At 70.0% G+C, this 21020-nt stretch carries 11 protein-coding genes and 1 pseudogene; all 12 read left to right on the forward strand.

The features are described from left to right. Nucleotides 1-14: 14 nt before the first annotated feature. The 12 genes and pseudogenes from ACR5MH_RS18295 (at nt 15) to ACR5MH_RS18350 (ending at nt 20358) form a co-directional block, all read left to right on the forward strand. Nucleotides 15-5549 (forward strand): DUF6531 domain-containing protein, encoded by a 5535-nt coding sequence (locus ACR5MH_RS18295; RefSeq protein WP_433862025.1) that lies wholly within the window; start codon nt 15-17, stop codon nt 5547-5549. Further along, nucleotides 5546-5908 carry a hypothetical protein gene (locus tag ACR5MH_RS18300; protein WP_431348497.1) on the forward strand — a complete coding sequence of 121 codons (363 nt, stop codon included), beginning with the start codon at nt 5546-5548 and terminating at the stop codon, nt 5906-5908. The genes ACR5MH_RS18295 and ACR5MH_RS18300 overlap by 4 nt, the downstream gene beginning before the upstream one ends. Further along, the gene (locus ACR5MH_RS18305; protein WP_431348498.1) at nt 5905-6726 is read left to right on the forward strand and encodes a PP2C family protein-serine/threonine phosphatase; all 822 of its coding nucleotides are present in this window, start codon (nt 5905-5907) and stop codon (nt 6724-6726) included. Before ACR5MH_RS18300 ends, ACR5MH_RS18305 begins: the two co-directional genes overlap by 4 nt. 7 nt (nt 6727-6733) lie before the next feature. Beyond that, nucleotides 6734-7984: an FHA domain-containing protein gene (locus ACR5MH_RS18310; protein ID WP_431348499.1), complete on the forward strand. Its 1251-nt coding sequence runs from the start codon at nt 6734-6736 to the stop codon at nt 7982-7984. A 79-nt stretch (nt 7985-8063) separates the two neighbouring features. After that, a pseudogene (locus ACR5MH_RS18315) lies at nt 8064-9563 on the forward strand (serine/threonine-protein kinase); the annotation flags it as partial. Next, nucleotides 9560-10384, forward strand: coding sequence for a hypothetical protein (locus tag ACR5MH_RS18320; RefSeq protein WP_433862026.1), 825 nt, complete (start codon nt 9560-9562; stop codon nt 10382-10384). The pseudogene ACR5MH_RS18315 and the gene ACR5MH_RS18320, both read left to right, overlap by 4 nt. After that, nucleotides 10372-14469: an Ig-like domain-containing protein gene (locus tag ACR5MH_RS18325; protein ID WP_433862027.1), complete on the forward strand. Its 4098-nt coding sequence runs from the start codon at nt 10372-10374 to the stop codon at nt 14467-14469. Before ACR5MH_RS18320 ends, ACR5MH_RS18325 begins: the two co-directional genes overlap by 13 nt. Further along, on the forward strand, nt 14445-15650 hold the full coding sequence (locus ACR5MH_RS18330) for a fibronectin type III domain-containing protein (RefSeq protein ID WP_433862028.1): 1206 nt from the start codon (nt 14445-14447) through the stop codon (nt 15648-15650). The genes ACR5MH_RS18325 and ACR5MH_RS18330 overlap by 25 nt, the downstream gene beginning before the upstream one ends. A gap of 43 nt (nt 15651-15693) precedes the next feature. After that, complete coding sequence (locus tag ACR5MH_RS18335) at nt 15694-16662, forward strand: AAA family ATPase (protein WP_433862029.1); 969 nt, start codon at nt 15694-15696, stop codon at nt 16660-16662. 38 nt (nt 16663-16700) lie between these two features. After that, a complete protein-coding gene (locus ACR5MH_RS18340; RefSeq protein WP_431348503.1) occupies nt 16701-18017 on the forward strand; it encodes a DUF58 domain-containing protein in 1317 nt (438 codons plus the stop codon). Further along, nucleotides 18014-18487, forward strand: coding sequence for a hypothetical protein (locus ACR5MH_RS18345; RefSeq protein ID WP_431348504.1), 474 nt, complete (start codon nt 18014-18016; stop codon nt 18485-18487). Before ACR5MH_RS18340 ends, ACR5MH_RS18345 begins: the two co-directional genes overlap by 4 nt. Next, a complete protein-coding gene (locus tag ACR5MH_RS18350) occupies nt 18484-20358 on the forward strand; it encodes a transglutaminaseTgpA domain-containing protein (protein ID WP_433862030.1) in 1875 nt (624 codons plus the stop codon). Before ACR5MH_RS18345 ends, ACR5MH_RS18350 begins: the two co-directional genes overlap by 4 nt. The last annotated feature ends 662 nt before the right edge of the window (nt 20359-21020 follow it).

Below are 21020 nucleotides of genomic sequence, written 5' to 3' on the forward strand. Positions count from 1 at the left end.
AGTGAGCAACTGCCATGGCTGATCTGGGTGCGTACAACGAGAACGTGAGGTTCTCCGCTTCCGACGCGCACGCGTTGATCTCGGCGTGCCATGCCGCCGCGGGCGCCATCGACGGCCAGAAGGGCTCGATGCAGGCGGCGCGGTCGCGCGGCGAGGAGCAGTTCCGGGGGTACTTCTCCACCCTCTTCGCGTCGAACGGCGCCACGCAGGTGAGAGACGCCGGCGAACTCGCCGGCGCCCTCCGCGCCGTGGCGACCCTCGCCGTGGAGTTGCAGAAGGCCGCGGATGCCGAACAACAGCGCAGGCTGACGGCCAGGAAGTGGGTCGAGGACCAGAAGCACCAGAGCGTGCTGAGCTCGGCGGTGGGCTGGGTCGAGCACAACGTGCTGGGCCAGAGCGACACCCCTCCCGTGGGTCCGCCGGCTCCGCCATTGAACCCGGTGGCTCCGAAGCCCGCGGTCGGCGAGCGGCAGAGCCCTCACCCGGGTTCCGGCGGCGGCGCCTCGTCGGGGACATCGTCGGCCATCCCGGACAACCTCACGTCGTTCGCGTCGACCACGGGTGCGAACGACGCCGTACTCGCGTCTCAGCACGCGGCGGTGCAGAAGGCATACACGGCCTTCACCTCGTCGTGCGGCTGGGGGACGCTGGATGCCAACGGTGTGCTCGCGGCATTCCAGCAGTTCATCTCCGGCAACCGCCAGGAGGCGGGCTGGGCCGGTGTGGTCGCCGCGGCATTCGAACGAGCCGGAGGTGCGGGCAGCGTGTGCACGCTGTCGAACCCGGCCATTGCCGCGGCCTTGGCGGCGGCGCACGTCTCGGCGAGCCGTCAGGACCTCACGATCAGCATGCCCACGGTCAAGGGCGGCCTGGTGACGAGCGGGTACGCCGATGACCCGGTGAACACTGCGACCGGCAACTTCATCGAGCCAGAGACCGACCTCGGCTTCGAGGGTGCGTGCAGCGCACTCGTCTTCTCCCGGATGTACAACTCCGTGGACCCTGCGCCCGGCGCGTTCGGTCCGGGGTGGTCGTCCTGGACCGAGACCCGGCTGTCGTTCGGGGAGGATTCGGCTCACTGGGTCCAGCCGGACGGGCGGCACGTCGTGTTCCCGAGAACGGAGGACGGCTGGGGTCGCGCGACCGGCTCGTCGCACTGGCTCGAGCAGTCCGGCGAAGGCCTGGCCGTGTCCGACAATTCCGGCGGCGTCTGGAGGTTCACGACCTCGGGACGGCTCGAGTCCTTCGCGCGCGGCGAAGGCAGTCGCGTCGACACGAGGTACGGTGCCGACGGTCGGTTGGTCGGCCTGGTGCACGAGCGTGAGCGCTCGGTCACCCTCGAGTGGAACTCGAGCCGCGTGACGGCGATCGTCGCCTCGGACGGTCGCCGCGTGGTCTACGACTACGACGACGCGGATCGTCTGGTCGCCGTGTCCGGTCCGTCGGGTGTGCGCCGGTACGTGTGGGGTGTCGAGTCGGGGCTCATCGAGCAGGTCGTCGACGGGGACGGCGTGACGTTGCTGGTGAACGGCTACGACGACGAGGGGCGGGTCGCCTGGCAGCGATCGCCGTTCGGCCGGACGAGCCGGTACAGCTATCTGCCGGGCGGAGTCACCGAGGTCGCCGACACGGACGGCGAACGATCGAACACCTGGATCGCAGACCCCCAGGGTCGGCTCATCGGCGTGATCGACTCGGAGGGTAACCGGCAATCGTATGCATGGGACCCGTTCGGCGGAATGGTCGCGGCGACGGACCGTGCCGGTCGACGGACGGTGCGCGAATACGACGACCGGGGACGGCTGATCCGGCACCTCACTCCCGACGGCGGGGATCTGCAGTACGGGTATGACGACTCCGACCGTGTGATCGCGGTGGTCGCCGGCTTCGCGGACGGGAGCACGCACGACTCCGTCACCGGGTACGAGTACGAGGGCGGTCAGCGGAACCCCTCTGCAGTCATCGATCCCGAGGGCGGCCGCACTCTGATGGCGTGGGAGCGCGGTGTGCTGTCGCAGCTGACGGATCCGACCGGCGTCGTCCTGCGGTTCGGGTACGACGCGCACGGCGATCTCATTTCGACGACGAACGCCGACGGGGACGTGGCCAGGCTGGAACGTGACGACGCCGGCCGCCTGGTGGCGGCGGTGACTCCGTCGGGGCATCGCACGACCTACTCCTACGACGACACCGGCCGGCTGGTCGCTCGTCAGGATGCGGACGGCGGGGTGTGGCGGTTCGAGCACACTGCCGCGGGCCGGCTCTCTGCACAGATCGCCCCGGACGGAGGCAGGACCGCGTTCGAATACGACGCGGAGGGGGTCGAGTCCCGCATCGTCGATCCGCTCGGACGGGTGACGACCCGGAAGGTGGACGACCTCGGGAACCTGGCGGAGTTGCGCCTTCCGGACGGATCCACCTGGTCGTACACGCACGACGCCCTGTCGCGCCTGGTCACGACGGTCGATCCGACCGGCGGCGTGTGGCAGAACCGGTACGACACGGACGGAACGCGGACGGCGGCGGTCGACCCGACCGGTGTCGCCAACGGGGTCGCTCTCGACGTCGCCGACAAGGCCGTCACCTTCGACGACGGGTTGCTGGCCACCACGGTGCGACTGGACGCTCTCGGCCGGCCGCGTGACGTCGCATCCGACGGCGAAGATCCGCTGACCTGTGTGTACGACCTCTGCGGGCGCGTCGTCGAGATCCTCGACGGCGAGGGCGCGCTCACGGCGATTCGTCGCGATGCCGCAGGCAGGCCGGTCGAGGTCACGGACCCGACAGGTGCGACCACCCGCTATGTCTACGACGCGTGCGGTCGACTCGCCGAGGTGATCGGGGCGGACGGCGGGGTGACCACGCGAGAGTACGACGCGGATTCGCTCCTGGTCCGGCAGACCCTGCCGAACGGCGATACGGCCTGGGCGAAATACGATGCGTGCGGGCGTCTCGTGCAGGTGCATCAGCCCGGTTCCGGCACTGCGACCTACACGTTCGACAAGACCGGCCGGGTCACCTCCGCCGTCGACTCCTGGTGGGGGTCCCGGCGCTTCGCGTACGACGTGGCGGGACAGCTGACGTCCGTCACCAATGGCCTGGGGGCGGTTACCCGGTTCGAGTACGACGACAACGGCCGACTTGTCCGAACCATCGATCCGACCGGCGGCGTGACGTCGCAGTCCTGGGACGGCATGGATCGGCTGGTGTCCACGACCGACGCACTCGGCCGGACGACCACTGCCGGATACGACGCCGCGGGGCGCCCGCTGTGGCAGCAGGATGCCGCAGGCCACCGGTTGAGCTTCACGTACGACGCGTCCGGGCGGGTCGTGACCACCAGCGCCGACGGTCGCGTGATCGGCGCGAACGCGTACGACCCGGCCCGACGGCGGGTGACCATCGACGACCGCACCGGCGAAGTCCCCGTCTCGCATCTGAAGGAGTGGGATCATCAGGGAAGGCTGACCCGGCACCTGCGCTCGTCCGGCGCCGACACCCCGCGCGGGCTGGCCTGGAGCTACGACAGAGCCGGACGCCGAACGAGCATGGTCGACGCCTTCGGTCGAACCACCAGGTACCGCTACGACGCCGCGGGGCGGCTCGAACAGGTCGAGCATCCTGTGCTCGGAACGGTCGTGCTCACCCACGATGCAGCGGGGCAGCTGACGGCGGCCGTCACCACGGAACCCTCCGGCGGGATCACCCGTCATTCGTGGACGTGGGCCGACGGGATGATCACCGCTCACACCACGGCCGGAACGGGCGGCGGGTCGACCACCGAGATCGACCGGGACGAGGACGGCCGTATCAGATCGATCACCCGAGACGGTGCTGTAACCCGTTACGGCTACGACCTCGCCGAGCAGCTCACGGAGGTGGTCTCCGAGGGAGTCTCCCAGAGCTGGGCCTTCGATCCGGGCGGCCGCGTGGCGTGGCAGGCGCGTGACGGGGTTCGCGAATCGTATGCGTACGACCGGTCGGGGCAGCTCGTCGAGGTCCAGCATGGCGACGGCACGTCGACGGCCCACCAGTACGACCCGAGCGGTGCGCGCATCCGCACCGTCGAGCCGGACGGCGCCACTCTCGAGTACGAGTGGAGAACCACCGGCTGGCTCTCTCGGATGACCCTCACGGGACAGGACGGGAGCATCGTCGCGAGGGAGCTCCGGGTCGACGCGCTCGGGCAGCTCGCACAGGCGGGCTCGAACGCCCTGTGGTGGGATTCCGCTTCAGCGATCCCGGCCCTGGTGGGCGTCGGTGAGACGCCGGTTCTCACTATCGGGCCGGTCACCGGCGTCGGGGGCCGGTGGCAGAGCGCCGGGTGGCGCGACACCCGGCGCGACACGATGAACCCGTGGCTGGTCGACTCCGTCGCTCCGCTCCCGGATGGGTTCGGGCTCACCGCGAACGGCACGCTCGCTCTCGACCGCCCGGGAGGTCTCGCACCACTGGAATGGCTCGGGGCGCGGCCGTACGACCCGTCGACGTACGCATTCCTGGCCACCGATCCCGTGCCGCCCGTGATCGGAGCGGGATGGGCAGCGAATCCGTACAGTTACGCGGGCAACAACCCACTGGCCTTCAGCGACCCCACCGGACTGCACCCTCTCACGGATGCTCAGCTGAGGGCCCAGACGCAGGGATGGCTTTCCCAGGCCTGGGACGCCAGCACGAACTGGGTGAGCCATAACTGGGAGTACCTCGCCGCGGGCGCCGCCATCGTCGGCGGAATCGCCCTGATGTGCACGGGTGTCGGCGGTCCCGCAGGAATCGCGCTCATGGCGGGGGCGGGGGCGCTCATCGCGGGCGGCGCCGACACGGCCATTCAGAAGTTCACGACAGGCACGGTCGACTGGGGCCAGGTCGGCGTCACGATGGTGATCGGCGCCGCCACGGGCGGGGCCGGCGCGTGGGCGGCCGGACTGTCCGCCGGCGCGAACGGTGCCACCGCTCTGGCGTACTCCGTCGGGCTCAACGGAGTCATCGGCGGCGCAGGCAGTGAGGCGAGCTATCTCGCCATGAATCACAGCCACCTCACCTGGAGAGGTGCCGCCGGCGCCTTCGCCGGAGGCACCTTCGCGGGCGCGGTCAGCGGCGGCGCCGGACCTGCCGGCGGCACCATAGCGAGGAATCTCCTGGCGGACGGCACCAGGGGCGCGACGACGGGCGTGACGGCCCGCCTCTTCACCGCCGGCATCAACGCCGCAGGCGGGACGGGCGGCGACATCGTGAACCAGGTCGTCGCCAGCCCCGGGCAGCCGATCAACTGGACCCACGTCGCAACCGCCGGGACGCTTGCCGGCGGGACGAGCATGGCGACCTCCTACGCCAGCAGCGTCCCGGGGGCCGAACATGTCCTTCCGCCGGATCCGCGCGGGATGAACAGCCTCGAGCAGGCATCGCACTTCGGTGTCAGGAGCAACGACGGCGTTCTCAACTTCGCCGGTCGGAATACGAAAGCGCTCTGGGGAGGTGCGCTGATCGGCAGTACGGTGGCTGGTGCGGAGAGCCCAGGCATCGACAAAGCCGCAGAATGGTTCAAGTGAGCACAATGGCGCGGTCCCGTCGGCAGGACCTGATGAGGACGATCCCGTTGGGGACGGTCGTTCCGGCGGCGTTCATCGCTTTCGGGTTCGTGCAGCAGGGGCATCTCGGCGACGCCCTGCGTCAGGACTGGTGGGCCGCCGTTCTGGCGTTCATCGTCGGTGCGATGACGGTCGCGCTTCCGGGGAGGTTCCCGCTGCTGGCGTCCATCGTCGCCGTGGTGGCCTTCGCCGGGCTGTCCACCGTCACCGCCTTCGACGCGATCGCGCTGATGTGCTGCGTACTCGCGGGCTTCTTCTTCGGCCTGTTCGTACGGTCGCTTCTCTTCCAGCGGAAGAGAAGGAAGAGCGACCCGGCATGAGCCCTGTCGTCGGTGTGAGCGTCTGCAGCGACACAGGAATGGTGCGTCAGGTGAACGAGGACTGCGCTCTGGCGCAGGACCCGGTGTTCGTCGTCGCCGACGGCATGGGCGGCCACGCGCGTGGTGACGCGGCGAGTCGCGCCGCCGTGGAGAGCCTGGCGCGCGCACTCCGGCCGGGCAGCCGGCCGACTCCGGATGACGTCATCCAGGCGATCGATGAGGCCAACGCGGCCGTGCGTGCTCTCTCCGGCGCGGACGAGTCCGGTGCCGCGGTCGCAGGCACGACATTGACGGGGGTCGTCCGGGTGCGGGTCCCCGGGGTCGTGGTGGAGCAGTGGATGATCGTGAACGTCGGCGACTCGCGTGTGTACGGGTGGGACGGCCGTGACCTCCGCCGGCTCACCGTCGACCACTCGGCTGTCCAGGAGCTGATGGACGCGGGACTGATCACCGAGGAGCAGGCCGCCGCGCATCCGGAGCGCAATGTGATCACCCGGGCTCTCGGGGCGGACGATTCCGTCGCTGTCGACAGTCTCCTGGTCCCCGAGGAGAGCCGGCAGGTGTTCCTGGTCTGCTCGGACGGACTCACCCGCGAGTTGAGCGACCGGCGCATCGCCGAGATCCTCGCTCAGAGCAGCCCGGCCGATGCCGCGGTCGCCCTGGTCGCTGCGACGAACGAGGCAGGCGGCCACGACAATATCACCGCGATCGTGGTTGAATCGGTGACGCGTGAGTTCGCTCCCGCTTCGGTCGAGACACGCGAACGCCTGAACGGGGTGAGCGGCCGCGCGCTCGAAGACACACAGCCGAGGGGGTGAGTCGTCCGTGTTCCAGGTTCAGCAGGCGGCGGAGGGGGAGTGGGCGGTCGTCGCCGGATATGGGCGAGGGCTGCTCGTGGCCGAATCGGATCCGCTGCGACTGCGCGCCCTGCTTCCGGCCGTGAGCATCGGATTCGCCGAGACGCTCGACGCGCTGGTCTCCGCAGGCCTGAGCCGTACACCGTCCTTCGCCTTGCTCGACGTCTCCACGAACGCGGTGCTGCTGGCCGTGCGAGGCGCGGCGTCGGCCGTCGTCACGGAGGGCGGACGGGAACGCACAGTGCGCGCGACCGGCGTGTCGTCGTGGGTGGAGACCCAGCTCACCGAGGCGGACGCCGTCACCCTCGGGGACGGTGTCGGCTCCGGAACACTCCCGCTGGTGGAGGGGGTGGTCCACGCGACGGGGCTGGCCTGGTCCGCCGTCGAGCGGGTGCAGGACGTGGCGGCCACGGTGGCCTCGCCCCCGAAGCGCGAACGCGACACCGGGCCCCTCTTCCCGCTGCCACCCGACCCGATCGTGCCACCCGACCCGATCGTCCCGGCGGAACCGGGGCACCCCGGCCCCGAGCTCCGGGTGCCGGAGGCGACTCTCGTTGGGTTCCCGGCGGATTCCGACGGTACATCGCACTCGGAACCGGCTGAGCCCGCGGCTCCGGCGGCCGGGGGCTACGACAGCCTCTTCGGCGCGACGATGTTCCGAAGCGTCGAGGAGGCCGCCGTGCGGCCGGAGGACGAGGAGCCGACACCGGAGCGCATCGACCTGCCCGGCTTCATCACCGACTCGTTCCCGCTGGGCGACGGCCGCGGAGACGGTGACCACGACGGGCTCACGGTGATGAGCGGCGAGCTGCTCCGGCGCGCCTCGGCGGGAGAGCGCGCGGAGGGAGTGCCGGAAGCAGCAGCGGTGCCGGCGCGGCCGGAGTTCGCCGTGCGGCTCTCCGACGGCCGCCGGGAATCCCTGGACGTGCCGATCGTCGTGGGTCGAGCGCCGAGCGTCGCCGCGGTCCCATCGCTCCGGGGCGCGCGGCCGGTGACCCTGACGAGCGCCGAGGACGACATCTCGCGGTCGCACGTCGCCGTCGCGGTCGAAGGAGACAGCGTCGTGGTCACCGACCTGCACTCCCGGAACGGCACCCTCGTCATCCTTCCCGACGCGTCACCGCAGAAGCTGCGGAGCGGCGAGCCGACCACGGTCGTCATCGGCACAGTGATCGACCTGGGGAGCGGCGCCACCCTGGCGGTCGAGGCGGCCGAATGAGGCGCGTGGCCTCGCGGCCGCCCGAGCTGGACGGGTTCCGGTTCACCCGGCTGCTCGGCTCCGGGGGTTCTCCGACGTCTTCCAATACGAGCAGGAGCTGCCCGAGCGCAGCGTGGCCGTGAAGGTCCTCCTGGCCGACGGCGTCGACGAGGTCGCACGCGCCCGCTTCGTCGAAGAGGCGAATCTCATGGCGCGTCTGTCCGCGCATCCCTCGATCGTCACGATCTTCCACGCGGGGGTGGCGACCGACGGCCGGACCTATCTCGTCATGGAGTACTGCTCCGGGCCATCGCTGGCCGACAAGCTGAAGCGGGACCGCGTCGGGGTGGAGGAGGCGCTCCGGGTCGGTGTCCGCCTGTCCAGTGCAGTGGCGACAGCGCACGCGGCGGGGATCCTGCACCGGGACATCAAGCCGGCGAACGTGCTCACCACCGCCCTCGGCTGGCCTGCGCTGACCGATTTCGGTATCGCCTCGGCTCTGGAGGAGCTGCCGGCGCATACGACGACGCTGTCCGAGCTGCGTCGGACGCCGTCCGGCTCGGCGACCTCCGGCAGTCGGAGTGTCGGCCTGAGCGTGCCCTGGTCTCCGCCGGAGATGTTCTCCGACGACCCCGACCCGGACGTGCGCAGCGACATCTTCTCGCTCGCCGCGACCATCCACACACTGCTGGCCGGACGCACTCCGTTCGAACTTCCCGGCCGTTCGAACGGGACGCTCGACCTCATGGGACGCATCGAGCGGGGGATGATCACCCCGCTCGACCGCATCGACGTGCCGTCGTCCTTGACCGCGGCGCTCCGTCGCGGCATGGCGACCCGCCGCGACGACCGCTACGGCTCGGCTGTCGACTTCGCCCGCGCGCTGCAGCGCGTGGAGCTGGAACTGGGACTCGCGCCCACGGGAATCGACGTCCCGAACCTGCACCTGGGGGATGCGCGCCCGGCGCCGGGCGAGAGCGGCGACGAGCAGGAGACCCGGGCGCGTTCGGTCGCGACCATCCAGGCGCAGGCCTCCGTCACCCGGGTCCGGGGCGTGGTCCCGATCTCACCCGATGCGCCGCACGCCGCACCGTCCTCCGCCGATGAAGCGGGGCATACTGCGCTCCGGGAAGATCTACCGGCGCCGGCGCCGACCGTCCGCGAGGGCGACGAGCCGGCGGCCGGCGGCCGCACGGGCGACCGGCGGCACCGGCTCGTCTGGATCGCCTCCGCCGCCGTGGTCGTCGTGGCGATCGGGGCCGCGGTCCTGGCGAACGTCGTCGCCCCCGCTCCCACGCCCCGAACCGACGGTGCGGACGGCGACAGTTCGATCGCTGTCGGCGTCGTCCCTCCGCCTGTGCTCGTGTCGGCCGTCCGGGGAGCGAACGGTGCCACAGCGACCTTCACCTGGAAGACGGAAGGGGCACGGAGAGGCGACCAGTACACCTGGGTCGAGGAGGGCACCACGGCCGGACCCTCCCTGATCGGCCAGCCGAAGGTGACCGTCGCCGGCCTGACTCCCGGCGTTCCCGTCTGCCTCGACATCGCCACTGTCCGGGCGGGCCGCACGTCGCAGCCGCTGAAAGCGTGCGCTTCATGAGCACCGTAGTGAAGCCCCTGACCGTCGAATACTGCGGCGAGTCGTACAGCGTCGAGCCCGGCGAGGAATTCGGGATCGGTCGGGACGCCGAACTGACCATCGACGAGAATCCCTACCTGCATCGCCGCTTCCTGACGGTCGGGCACGATTTCGGGATGTGGTGGCTCAGCAACATCGGTACCCTCCTGACCGCCACAGTGACCGACGCGACCGGCACCATGCAGGCCTGGCTTGCCCCCGGCGCCAGACTGCCGATCGTGTTCCGGACCATGCACGTCATGTTCAGCGCGGGCGCGACGACCTACGACTTCTCGATCTCCAGCGCCGAAGACTACTTCAACCCCGCCGCTCAGGTGGACTCCTCCAGCGGCTCCACAACGGTGCTGCCCGTCACCCTCACGACGAGCCAGCGGCAGCTCATCGTGGCCCTGGCCGAGAACGTGCTCATTCAGGCGGCTCCCGGCCGACGCACCATCCCGAGTTCGGCAGAGGCCGCGGAACGTCTCGGTTGGAGCATGACCACCTTCAACCGCAAGCTCGACAACGTCTGTGACAAGCTCGACAAACTGGGGGTGGCGGGGCTGCGCGGCGGCCGGGAGAAGCTGGCCACGAATCGTCGATCCCGTCTCGTGGAGTACGCGGTCACCACTCGACTCGTCGGCGTCGACGACCTGCCCCTTCTTGGGGGACCGCACGACTTGACCCGCCCGCGCCCGGGCGGGATCATCGGGCGGACCGCTGAACTGCGGTGGCCGTGTCGGGTGCGTGTTAGCGTTCAAGTGTTTCCATTCCGAGGGATATCAGAGTCTTGGCATCGTTGAGTAAGTGGCTCCGTGAACGGAAGACACTCGCCATCGCCGCCACTCTCGCCGTCGTCGCAGGCGTCCCGCTCACGGTCGCGGTGCTGCACCGCGGCTTCCCGGTGAACGCGGTCGAGCTGGACACCCGCGATGTCTGGGTGACGAACGGGGAGCGGCTGCTCGGCGGCCGGCTCAACCACCAGATCGACGAGCTCGACGCCGCGGTCACCGGATCCTCCGCCGACCTGGACGTGCTGCAAGACGGCTCGTCGTACTTCCTCACCGACCTCCCGCACGGCACCGTCGACCGGATCGACCCGGCGTTCGTGTCGCTCGGCGGCCGCATCACCGTGCCGGAAGGATCCCAGGTCGGGTACGGCGGGTCGACGCTCGCGGTGCTCTCGCCCATCGGGTCGCTCTGGGTGCTCGACGCCACCGGGCGGCTCGACTTCGACAAGTCGAAGACGACCCCGACGGCCTCGGTCGGCGCGGGCGCGAAGCTGGTGGTCACCAAGTCGGGGAAGACGTTCGTGGCGGCGCCGAAGGGCAAGCGGCTCGTGGCGGTCGACCATCCCGGAGCGGCCGCGTCCTCCTCTGCCTTCGCCGTCCCGGGCGCCTTCCAGTTCTCGGCGGTGGGCGACCACCCGGTGCTGCTCGACACCCAGGACGACACGCTCCTCACCGACTCGGGGACGACGATCCGTCTTCCCGCCAAGGGCCTGCGCCTCCAGCAGCCCGGTCCCGACGATCCGGCCGCCCTCGTAGCGACCGCGAACAGCCTGCTCAGCGTGCCGCTCGGGGGCGGCGCCGTCGTCTCGGTCCCTGCCGGCGCGACCTCCAGCGGAGGCGCGAGCGCGGTCTCCGCCCCGGTGCGGCTCGGAACCTGCTCGTACGGAGCCTGGGCGGGGTCCGCCCGCTACCTGTACGCGTGCGACGGCAGGAGACCCATCGGTCTGGACATCGACCAGCAGGTGACCGGGGACGACCTGGAGTTCCGGGTCAACCACGGTGTCATCGCGCTCAACAACCTGCGCGACGGGAACGCCTGGGTGGTGTCCTCCGACATGCGCCTGGTGCAGAACTGGGCCCAGCTCAAGCCGAACGACACCACCGTCCAGGGCGACACCGGCGAGGAGAAGCCCGTCGTGCAGTCCTTCGCAGACACCCTCGCGCAGCGCACTGCGGTGAACCGGCCGCCCACCGCGGTCGATGACGACTTGGGCGTCCGGCCCGGGCGTTCGACCGTGCTGCACGTCCTCTCCAACGACACCGACCCCGACGGGGATGTGCTCACCATCAGCCAGGTCTCGCCGATACCGGCCGCCCAGGGCCAGCTCGCGCTGGTGGAGGGCGGCCGTGCCATCCAGTTCACGCCCAAGGACGGCGTGAGCGGGACGGTGAGCTTCCGCTACTCCATCGACGACGGCCGGGGCGGGACGGCGTCCGCGAACGTCAACGCCACCATCCATCAGGAGGTGCAGAACGACCCTCCGGCGTCGACCAGGCCGAGCGCGGCCCAGACCGAAGTCGGCCAGTCGGTCACCTACAACGTCCTGAACGACTGGCTGGACCCGGACGGCGACGACCTGTCCCTGGTGTCCGCCTCCGCCACGACCGAGGACGACGTGCGGTTCAAGCCGGACGGCGACGTGACGTTCACCAGCAAGACCGGCCAGGCAGGATCGAAGGAGGTCCGGGTCACCGTCTCCGACGGCCGGAAGTCCACGACCGGGAGCCTGATCGTCACGGTGAAGCCTGCGGGCACGCTCGATCCGGTGGCGGTGCCGGACTTCGGAGCGGGGTTCACCGGCCAGCCTGTCGTCGTCCACCCCCTCGACAACGACCAGACCCCGTCCGTCGAGCCGCTCACGCTCGTGGGCGCGACGCTGATGGGCCCGGCGTCCGGACAGCTGAACGCCGACCCCGCGCACGGCACCCTCACGCTGAAGACGAGCACGGCCGGCGAGTACTACGCGGAGTACACGCTCGGCGCCGGACCGAAGAGCACCACGGGGATCGTGCGCTTCAACGTCGCGCAGCAGGACGCCACCGACGCCCCGCCGACCGCCGTCGCGGATCGCGCGTACGTGCGGCCCGGGGAGCCGACGTCGGTCGCGGTGCTGGACAACGACGTCTCGCCTTCGGGTCGCGTGCTCGTCGTGCGGCAGGTGACATCGGGGCCGGGTGCGCAGGACCTCGATGTGGAGGTGCTCGACAACGCGATCGTCAAGATCACCGCGCCGACCGTGCTGACCCAGCCGGTGCAGCTCCAGTACACCGTGTCCGACGGACTGCACGAGGCGACCGCCGGGATCAGCGTCATCCCTGTGCCGCCGCTGGTCGTCCACCAGCCGCCCGTCGCGGTCGACGACACCGTGACCGTGCGGGCGGGCGACGTGGCGACCGCGTCCGTGCTCGACAACGACTCGTCGCCCGACAACGCGCCGTTCGCGCTCGACCCGCAACTGAGAGACACCTCCGCCGAGGGGAGGGGCGCCACCGCGTTCGTGAGCGGCAAGACCGTGAGGTACCAGGCGCCGACCACGCCAGGCCAGTACAGCGTCGTCTACGGGATCACCGACAAATACGGACAGAAGGCGCAGGCCACGGTGACCTTCGTCGTGACCGCGCCCGACAAGGGGACCGACCGGGCCCCGCAGCCGCAGCCGCTGACCGTGCGCGCGTTCGCCGGCTCGTCGGTGCCGATCGAGGTGCCGCTCGACGGGATCGACCCGGACGGCGACTCCGTCGTGCTCGCCGGGCTCGGCAGCCAGCCGACGCTGGGCCGGATCTCCGACACGACGAGCACGGCGTTCACCTACGAGGCATACCCGGACTCCGCCGGCACCGACACGTTCACCTACACGGTGAAGGACACCTATGGGAAGACCGCGACGGGCACGGTGAACGTCGGCGTCATCCCACGCCCCAGCCAAGTGCGTCCGCCGGTCGCCGTCGACGACCCGGTGCAGGTCAAACCGGGCCGGACCATCGCGGTCCCGGTGCTCGACAACGACTCGGATCCGAACGGCTACGCCATCTCGCTGCAGAAGAAGCTGCTGCACGTCGACGACGGCCTGACCGCGTCGGTGCACGGCAAGATCGTGCTGGTCAAGGCGCCAGGGCACGAGGGCTCGTACGTCGTGCGATACCAGATCACCAACGGCCAGGGCGGCGTCTCGAGCGCCTTCATCCAGCTCACGGTGACGCCGGACGCCAAGGACGTGCCGCCGAGCGCCGTCGACCATGTGCTGGAGGCGGATGCGGTCTCGAACAAGACGAGCGTGAAAGTGAACGCGCTCTCCGGTGCGGTCAACCCGTCCGGCCTGGTCGGCGACCTCCAGGTCGCGGTGCTGGGCCCGAACGCGTCGGCGGCGGACGTCGGGAGCGACGGCACCGTGACCGTCCATCCCGGCGACCGCCGGATCGCCATCGCCTACTCGGTCACCGACCGCGTCACCGGGCTGAGCGGCGACGCCTTCATCGTCGTGCCGCCCAAGGGCGATGCGACCGCTCCGCCGCGGATCGAGGACGGACTCCCGCAGCAGATCGTCCCGCAGAACGGCTCCAAGAGCTGGAAGCTGTCCGACATCCTCACCGTGCCGTCTGGCCGGAGCGTGAAGCTCACGGGCGCGTCCGGCGTGAGTGCGACGAACAGCTCGGGCGCGTCGTCGTTCGGCGGCGACGACACGCTGAACTTCACGGCGCTGAAGGACTACCGCGGGCCCGCCGCCATCACCTTCAGAGTGAACGATGGCCGGGACGCGGGTGCGTCCACCGACCGGATCACCACACTGGTCCTCCCGCTCACCGTGGGCGACCCGGCGCAGGCCGACGTCGCGCCCACGTTCACGTCGCCGACGGAGAAGATCGAACCGGGAGAGGCGCCGCTCGCTGTCGACCTCCGGGCATCGAGTTACCACCCCAACCCGGCCATCCTCGCGAAGCTGAGCTACTCCAACCCGCAGTGGTCGAACCAGAAGATCGCCGTCTCGCTCAGCGGGTCGACGCTGTCGCTCTCGGCACCGCTGGGCACCCAGCCGGGGAGTCCACGACCGTCACGGTCACGATCAGCTCGGGCGTGCACACGATCACCGGCACCGTGAACGTGCAGGTCGTGAGTTCGTCCAGGCCCGTCGCCACGCAGAAGAATCCGCCGCAGGCCTCCGAGCTCCAACGCGGCACGAGCGGAACGCTGCAGGGCGCGTCCTCCGACTCGGCGTGGGTGAACCCCTTCCCCGGGCAGCCGCTGACCATCACGGACGCGCAGGCGCAGAGCGCGCCGTCCGGGGTCACCGTCACGCACACGGCGTCGTCCATCACGGTGAGCGCTGCGTCCGGCGCGGCGATCGGCGCGGTCAACATCGTCTACCACGTCGAGGACGCGACCAAGGACCCGCAGCGGACCGCGGCCGCGATCGGGCAGTACCGGGTCACGGTCCACGACGTCCCGGCGCAACCGCCCGCGCCGTCGAACCCGACCGCGGGCGACGGCAGCGCCAGCGTGACCATCGCCGCCCCGGCCGACAACGGAAAGCCGATCGACTCCTACGAAGTCAGCGGCGGCGAGAGCACGGTCACCGTCGGCTCGATCGGCCGGGTGAGCATCACCGGGCTGACCAACGGCAAGACCTACCGGTTCGCCGTGCGCGCGCACAACGCCGACGGCTGGGGGCCGGTCTCCGCACAGAGCTCGGCGGTCACGCCGTACGGCACTCCGAGCAAGGTCGGCGGACTGAACATCTCGGCCGGGCCGTACGCGCCGACGACAGTGAACATGAGTTGGAACGCCCTCCGCGATCCGAGCGGAACCGGGGGCGGGTCGGTCACGTACCACTACCGGCTCAACGGCGGCCCGTGGAAGACGACGTCCGGCACGACGGCGTCCGAGGGCGGACAGGGTGCGGGGAGCTACTCGTTCGAGGTCTACGCGGTGAACGACGGCAGCGGGAGGACCGGTCCGACGGCATCCTCTGGCTCGGTCCAGGTCGCCACCAAGCCGGTGCCGCAGCCGTCGATCGCCCTCGCCAAGGGCAACCCCGAGCCGGGATTCGTGCACAGCTACACGTACGACGTGACGCTGACCAACTTCCCGGCGAACCGCACGTTCCCGATGCAGGTGCACTGCAACGGGACGACGCTCTGGTCGCCCTCCATCTCGACGGACGGCACCGGTTATGCCCACTACCGCGGCGCACCGGACGGCCAGCAGCCGTACTGCGGCTATCCCGGCGCGTACGTCGTCGTCAACGGCGTGCAGAGCAGCGTGCAGGACTGGGCGCAGTGAGCCGGACATCGACCCGACAGACACCGACAAGAAGGACAGACCCGTGGCAGTGACCCAGGAACAGGCGGACTGGTTCGCCGGCGCGTTCGCGCAGCTCGTCGCGAACGTCGACAAGGCGATCCTCGGCAAGGAGGACACCATCCGGCTGGTGGTCGCCGCGATGCTCTCCCGCGGCCATGTGCTGCTGGAGGACGTGCCGGGCACCGGCAAGACCGTGCTGGTCAAGGCGCTCGCGAACACGGTCGAGGGCACCCAGTCCCGCATCCAGTTCACACCCGACCTGCTGCCCTCGGACGTGACCGGCGTGACCATCTACGACCAGTCGACCCGGCGGTTCGAGTTCCACCCGGGCCCGATCTTCGCGACGGTGGTGCTCGCCGACGAGATCAACCGCGCCAGCCCCAAGACGCAGTCGGCTCTCCTCGAGGTGATGGAGGAGGGGGTGGTGACCGTGGACGGCGTCGGCCACTCGGTCGGGACCCCGTTCGTCGTGATCGCGACCCAGAACCCGGTTGAGCAGGCGGGCACGTACTCGCTGCCGGAGGCGCAGCTCGACCGCTTTCTGATCAAGACCTCGCTCGGCTACCCGGACCACGCGACGACGGTGGACCTGCTGCTCGATTCGTCCAACCGGTCCCGCGCCGCAGCCGTGCGCCCGATCATCGCCGCCGAGGCTGTGTCGACGCTCGCGCAGCTGGCCTCCGAGGTGCACACGGACCCCAGCGTCATGGGCTATCTCAGCGAGATCGTGACCGCCACGCGCAACGACAAGGATGCGGCCCTCGGCGTCAGCATCCGCGGCGCCCTCGCGCTCGCGCGTGCTGCGAAGACGTGGGCGATCTCCCAGGGCCGCACCTACATCACACCCGACGACATCCACGAGCTGGCCCAGCCGGTGCTGGCGCACCGCGTGATGGTCGAGCCCGAGGTGGAGTTCGCGGGTGTGACGGCCGACCAGGTGGTCGAGCGCGCGGTGGCATCCGCCACGCCCCCGGCGTACCGGGCCGCGTGACAGCCCTCCGACGTGTTCGAAGCGACCGGATCCCGCACATGACCGCCGAAAGTCGTGCCGACGCCGGGCCGGGCCGCGGCTCGCCTGGCGCCCGGGCCCGGATCACGGCAGGGCAGTTCGGCGCGGCCTCCGGGCGGCTGCTCGGCGCGATCAACGCGCGTGTCGCGCCGGTGGCGCGCGCTGTCGCTGACGGGGTCCGCCCGGTGATCGGCGTCGTCAGCACGCTCGGATGGATCGTGCTGGCCGCAGCGGCGGCCTCGCTGGTCCTTGCGGGCTGGCTCCATTGGGTCGAATTCCTCTTCATCGCCGTCACCCTCCTCACCGCGCTGCTCATCGCGTCGGCGTTCGTCTTCGGCCGTTCGACCTACCGCGTCGTCGTCGAACTCAACCCACGTCGCGTCGTCGCGGGCGATCGCGCGCTCGGCCGCCTCACGGTCACGAACAGCGGCCCCCGGCCGGTGCTGCCGACGCGGATGGAGTTGCCCGTCGGCGAGGGTCAGGCCGAGTTCGCCGTTCCCCGCTTGGCGCCGGGCGCCGAGACCGAGGAGCTGTTCGCCGTGCCGACCGCTCGGCGCGCGCTCATCCTCGCCGGGCCGGCGCTCTCGGTGCGCGGCGACCAGCTCGGGCTGCTGCGACGCACCAACCGGTGGACCGATCAGATCGAGCTGTTCGTCCATCCCAAGACGGTCCGGCTTGCCGCCACCGCGCGCGGTCTCGTGCGGGACCTGGAAGGTCAGACGACGAAGGTCGTCACGGACAGCGATCTGGCCTTCCACGCGCTCCGCAGCTACGAACCCGGCGACGACATCCGGAACGTGCACTGGCGCACCTCGGCTCGCACCGGTCAGCTGATGGTCCGGCAGTACCAGGAGACCCGGCGATCGCAGCTGCTGCTCGCCTTCGACGCCGAACGGTCGCATTTCGCCTCCGACGACGAGTTCGAGCTCGGCGTGTCCGTGATCGCGTCCATCGGCTGTCAGGCGATCCGCGAAGACACCCAGATGGATGCCGTCTGGCAGGGCGGCCCGCTGCGCACTGCGACTTCGACCTCGCTGCTCGACGACACGTGCCGCCTTCAGCCCGTCGAGGGAGCGCACTCCTCACTTCGAGAGTTCCTCCGTCAGGCGACCCTCCGGCTGCAGGCGCCGAGTCTCGCGGTCACCGTCGTCGGGTCCAGCGTCGACCCTGTCGACGTGCGGGGCGCCGTCGCGCTGTGGGGCGGCGACACCGAGACGCTGGTGATCCGTGTCGATGAGGCGGCGGAGCCGCAGCTCACCCGACTGGGCCGATCCATGCTCATCACGGTGTCGTCCCTCTCGGAGCTTCCCGTCCTGCTGAAACGAGCAGCCCGATGACCGCGGCCGCTGAGGGCCGGTCGCGCGCATCCGGGCAGTCGGGTCCGGTGCTCGACCGCCTTCCGGCGAGCACCTGGATCGATGTCGCCGTCCTCGCCGGGCTGAGCCTGCTCGCGGTGATCGGTTTCGAGCCCGCCTTCGGGCATTACGCGTTCGCTTCTTCCGCTGTCGGCGGGATCCTCGTCGGTGGCGGGGTCGCGCTGCTCGGTCGCCTCTTCCGGCTGGACTGGCCGGTCACGGTCGTGCTCGCGCTGGCCGCCTACTTCCTCCTCGGGACGCCGCTGGCGCTGCCCGGGCAGGCCCTGTTCGGCGTCCTTCCCACCCTCGACAGCCTCTCAGGACTGGTGCTGGGCGCCGTCTTCGGATGGTCCGATGCCGTCACTCTGGAGGCGCCCCTCGAAGCGCCCCCTACGTCGCCGTCGTACCCTACGTCGCCGGGTGGCTGGTCTCGCTCGTCTCGATCACCTTGACCGTCCGCTGGGCGCCGGGAACGCGCGGCCGCTCCGTCCGGCGTGCGGCCGTCCTGCTGACCGGGCCGACGCTGTTGCTGCTCGCAGCGATCCTGCTCGGCACGCGCGACCCTTTCTTCGCCGGCATCCGGTGCGTCCTGTTCGCGGCCATCGGCCTGGTCTGGCTGTCGTGGCGAGGGTCTCGCGCGGCGCGGGATCGCATCGAGACCGACTCGGCCGTCCGCCGCAGCCGCCTGGTCGGCGGGACCGCCGTCGTCCTCGGGGCGGTCCTCGTCGGCGCGGTCGCCGGGTCGCTGCTGGCGCCGCCTGCCGCCTCGCGGTTCGTCGTTCGCGACGAGGTCACGCCCCCGTTCGACCCGCTCCAGTACCCGAGTCCGCTGGCCGGGTTCCGCACGTATACGAAGCAGCTCCAGAAGACCAGACTCTTCACGGTCACGGGGCTCAAGCAGGGCCAACTGATCAGGTTGGCCACGATGGACAGTTACGACGGAGTCGTATGGTCGGTGGCGGCGCCCGGCAGCGACACCGACGCATCCGGAGCGTTCCAGCTCCTCGGAAGCACCATCCCGGCGCCACCGCTGTTCACCCCGGGCACCTCCTCGACGGCCGCCATCACTGTGCTCGGCTACTCCGATGTGTGGCTGCCGACCGTCGGCTACACCGATCGGCTCACCTTTCGGAAGGGCACGGCGCAGGGCCCCGCGGGAGCCGTGCGTGTCAACACGGCGACAGGTACGGCGGCAGTGACCAGCGGAGTGCGCGACGGTCTCTCCTACACCGTGGGCGCGACGTCCCAGAAGGTTCCGAACGACCGCGCGCTGGCCAAGGTGCCTCCCGCACGGCTCGCCCTTCCGCCGGTGAGCAACGTCCCCGACATCGTCTCGGCCAAAGCCGAGGAGTATTCGGGCTCAGCGGACACCGTCATCCAGAAGCTCCTCAACATCGAACGCTCGCTCAAGTCCCTCGGCTTCCTCAGTCACGGACGGGCATCCGATCCCGTCCCGTCGCGTGCCGGGGAGGGAGCGGACCGGATCACCGACTTGCTCTCGAAGTCGCCGATGGTCGGCGACCAGGAGCAGTACGCCAGCGCATTCGCCCTGATGGCGCGCAGACTCGGATACCCGAGCCGGGTGGTGATGGGCTTCGCTCCGAAAGTCACCGGGAGCACGACCACGGTCACCGGCGACGACGTGACCGCCTGGGACGAGGTCGCGTTCGATCACGTCGGTTGGGTACCGTTCTTCCCCACCCCGACGAAGACGGACGCCCCGAAGACCCAGACCACCAAGCCGAAGCTGGAGCCGCAGCCCCAGGTGAGGCAGCCCCCGCCCGCCGACCCCCGCGCCGACGCGCTGCTCACGCCGGTCAAGACGAAGGACGACGCGCCGAAGGCCAAATCAGCCGGTTGGCAGCTGCCGGCGTGGGTGTGGGTTGCCGCCGGGGTCGTCGTGATCCCCCTGCTTGCGTACCTTCTGCCCGTACTGCTGATCGCCGCCCTGAAGAGGCGACGACGGCGGCGCCGCCGAACCCACGGCCCACCCGACCGCCGGGCGGCGGGGGCCTGGGACGAACTGCTCGACGGCTACGCCGAACTCGGGCTGACGGTGCCGGAGCGCACAACGCGTATCCAGGTCGCCACCGCTCTCGAGCAGCAGTCGGTGGCGCAGAGTCTTCCCGTGCCCGACAACGGTCTCCGCGAGCTCGCGCAGCACGTCGACGCGGCGGTCTTCGATGGCTCGGTCGTCACGGACGACCGTGTCGACCGCGCCTGGAGCGCGGCGGATGATGCGCTGGCCGGTGCGACGGAAGCAGTCGGTCCGCTGCGCGCCCGCCTCTCCGCGTTCCGCTACCGCCGAGCGCGCCGTGTCTGAATCGCGGGGCGCCGTCGTCTCGCGGCGGACCCGGCTCCCCGACGAGCAAACAGAAAACCCCCGGATTCCTTATCGGACCGGGGGTTTTCTTGGTGGCTCCGACCGGCATCGATCCGGTGACCTTTCGATTTTCAGTCGAAATCCTAGGACCTAATATGACCCCGTAGGAGCTAAAACCGTTGATTTTCCGCGGGTTTGTTATCTCCTGTGATCTCATTAGACCCCATGTGATCTCACTCAGTTGTAGTCAAAATGTAGTCACGCGGCCGCGGCGGGCTCGGCGTTCTAAAGTGTGAAACAGTGCATGGATCATGCGTAGTCCCATGAATAAGGGAGTGCGGTCCAGTTGTTGTTCGGCCAGGCTAGAGTTATGCCATTTGCTCTCCCCGACGACGCATTCAACAGCGTCGCATTCGCTGACCTCGATACGCTCACGGATCGCGAGCTACATGACCTTAACTCGGCGTTGATGGGCTCCTCGGATGTGAGCCGGGCCGAACAGTGGCGATCGCGGATCTCAGACATCCTCGTCAGCCGGATATGAATGCGGTGTCGCGGATTCCACAAGCCCCGGGCTTGACGGTGTGTACATCAGGACGTCGTATCTCGCTCCGGATCTTCGGCGTCGCGCGTAGTTAGCGGATGTCGAAAGGCGTCTCTCG

It is taken from the genome of Streptomyces sp. L7, from assembly GCF_050990935.1.
Lineage (GTDB): Bacteria > Actinomycetota > Actinomycetes > Actinomycetales > Microbacteriaceae > Leifsonia.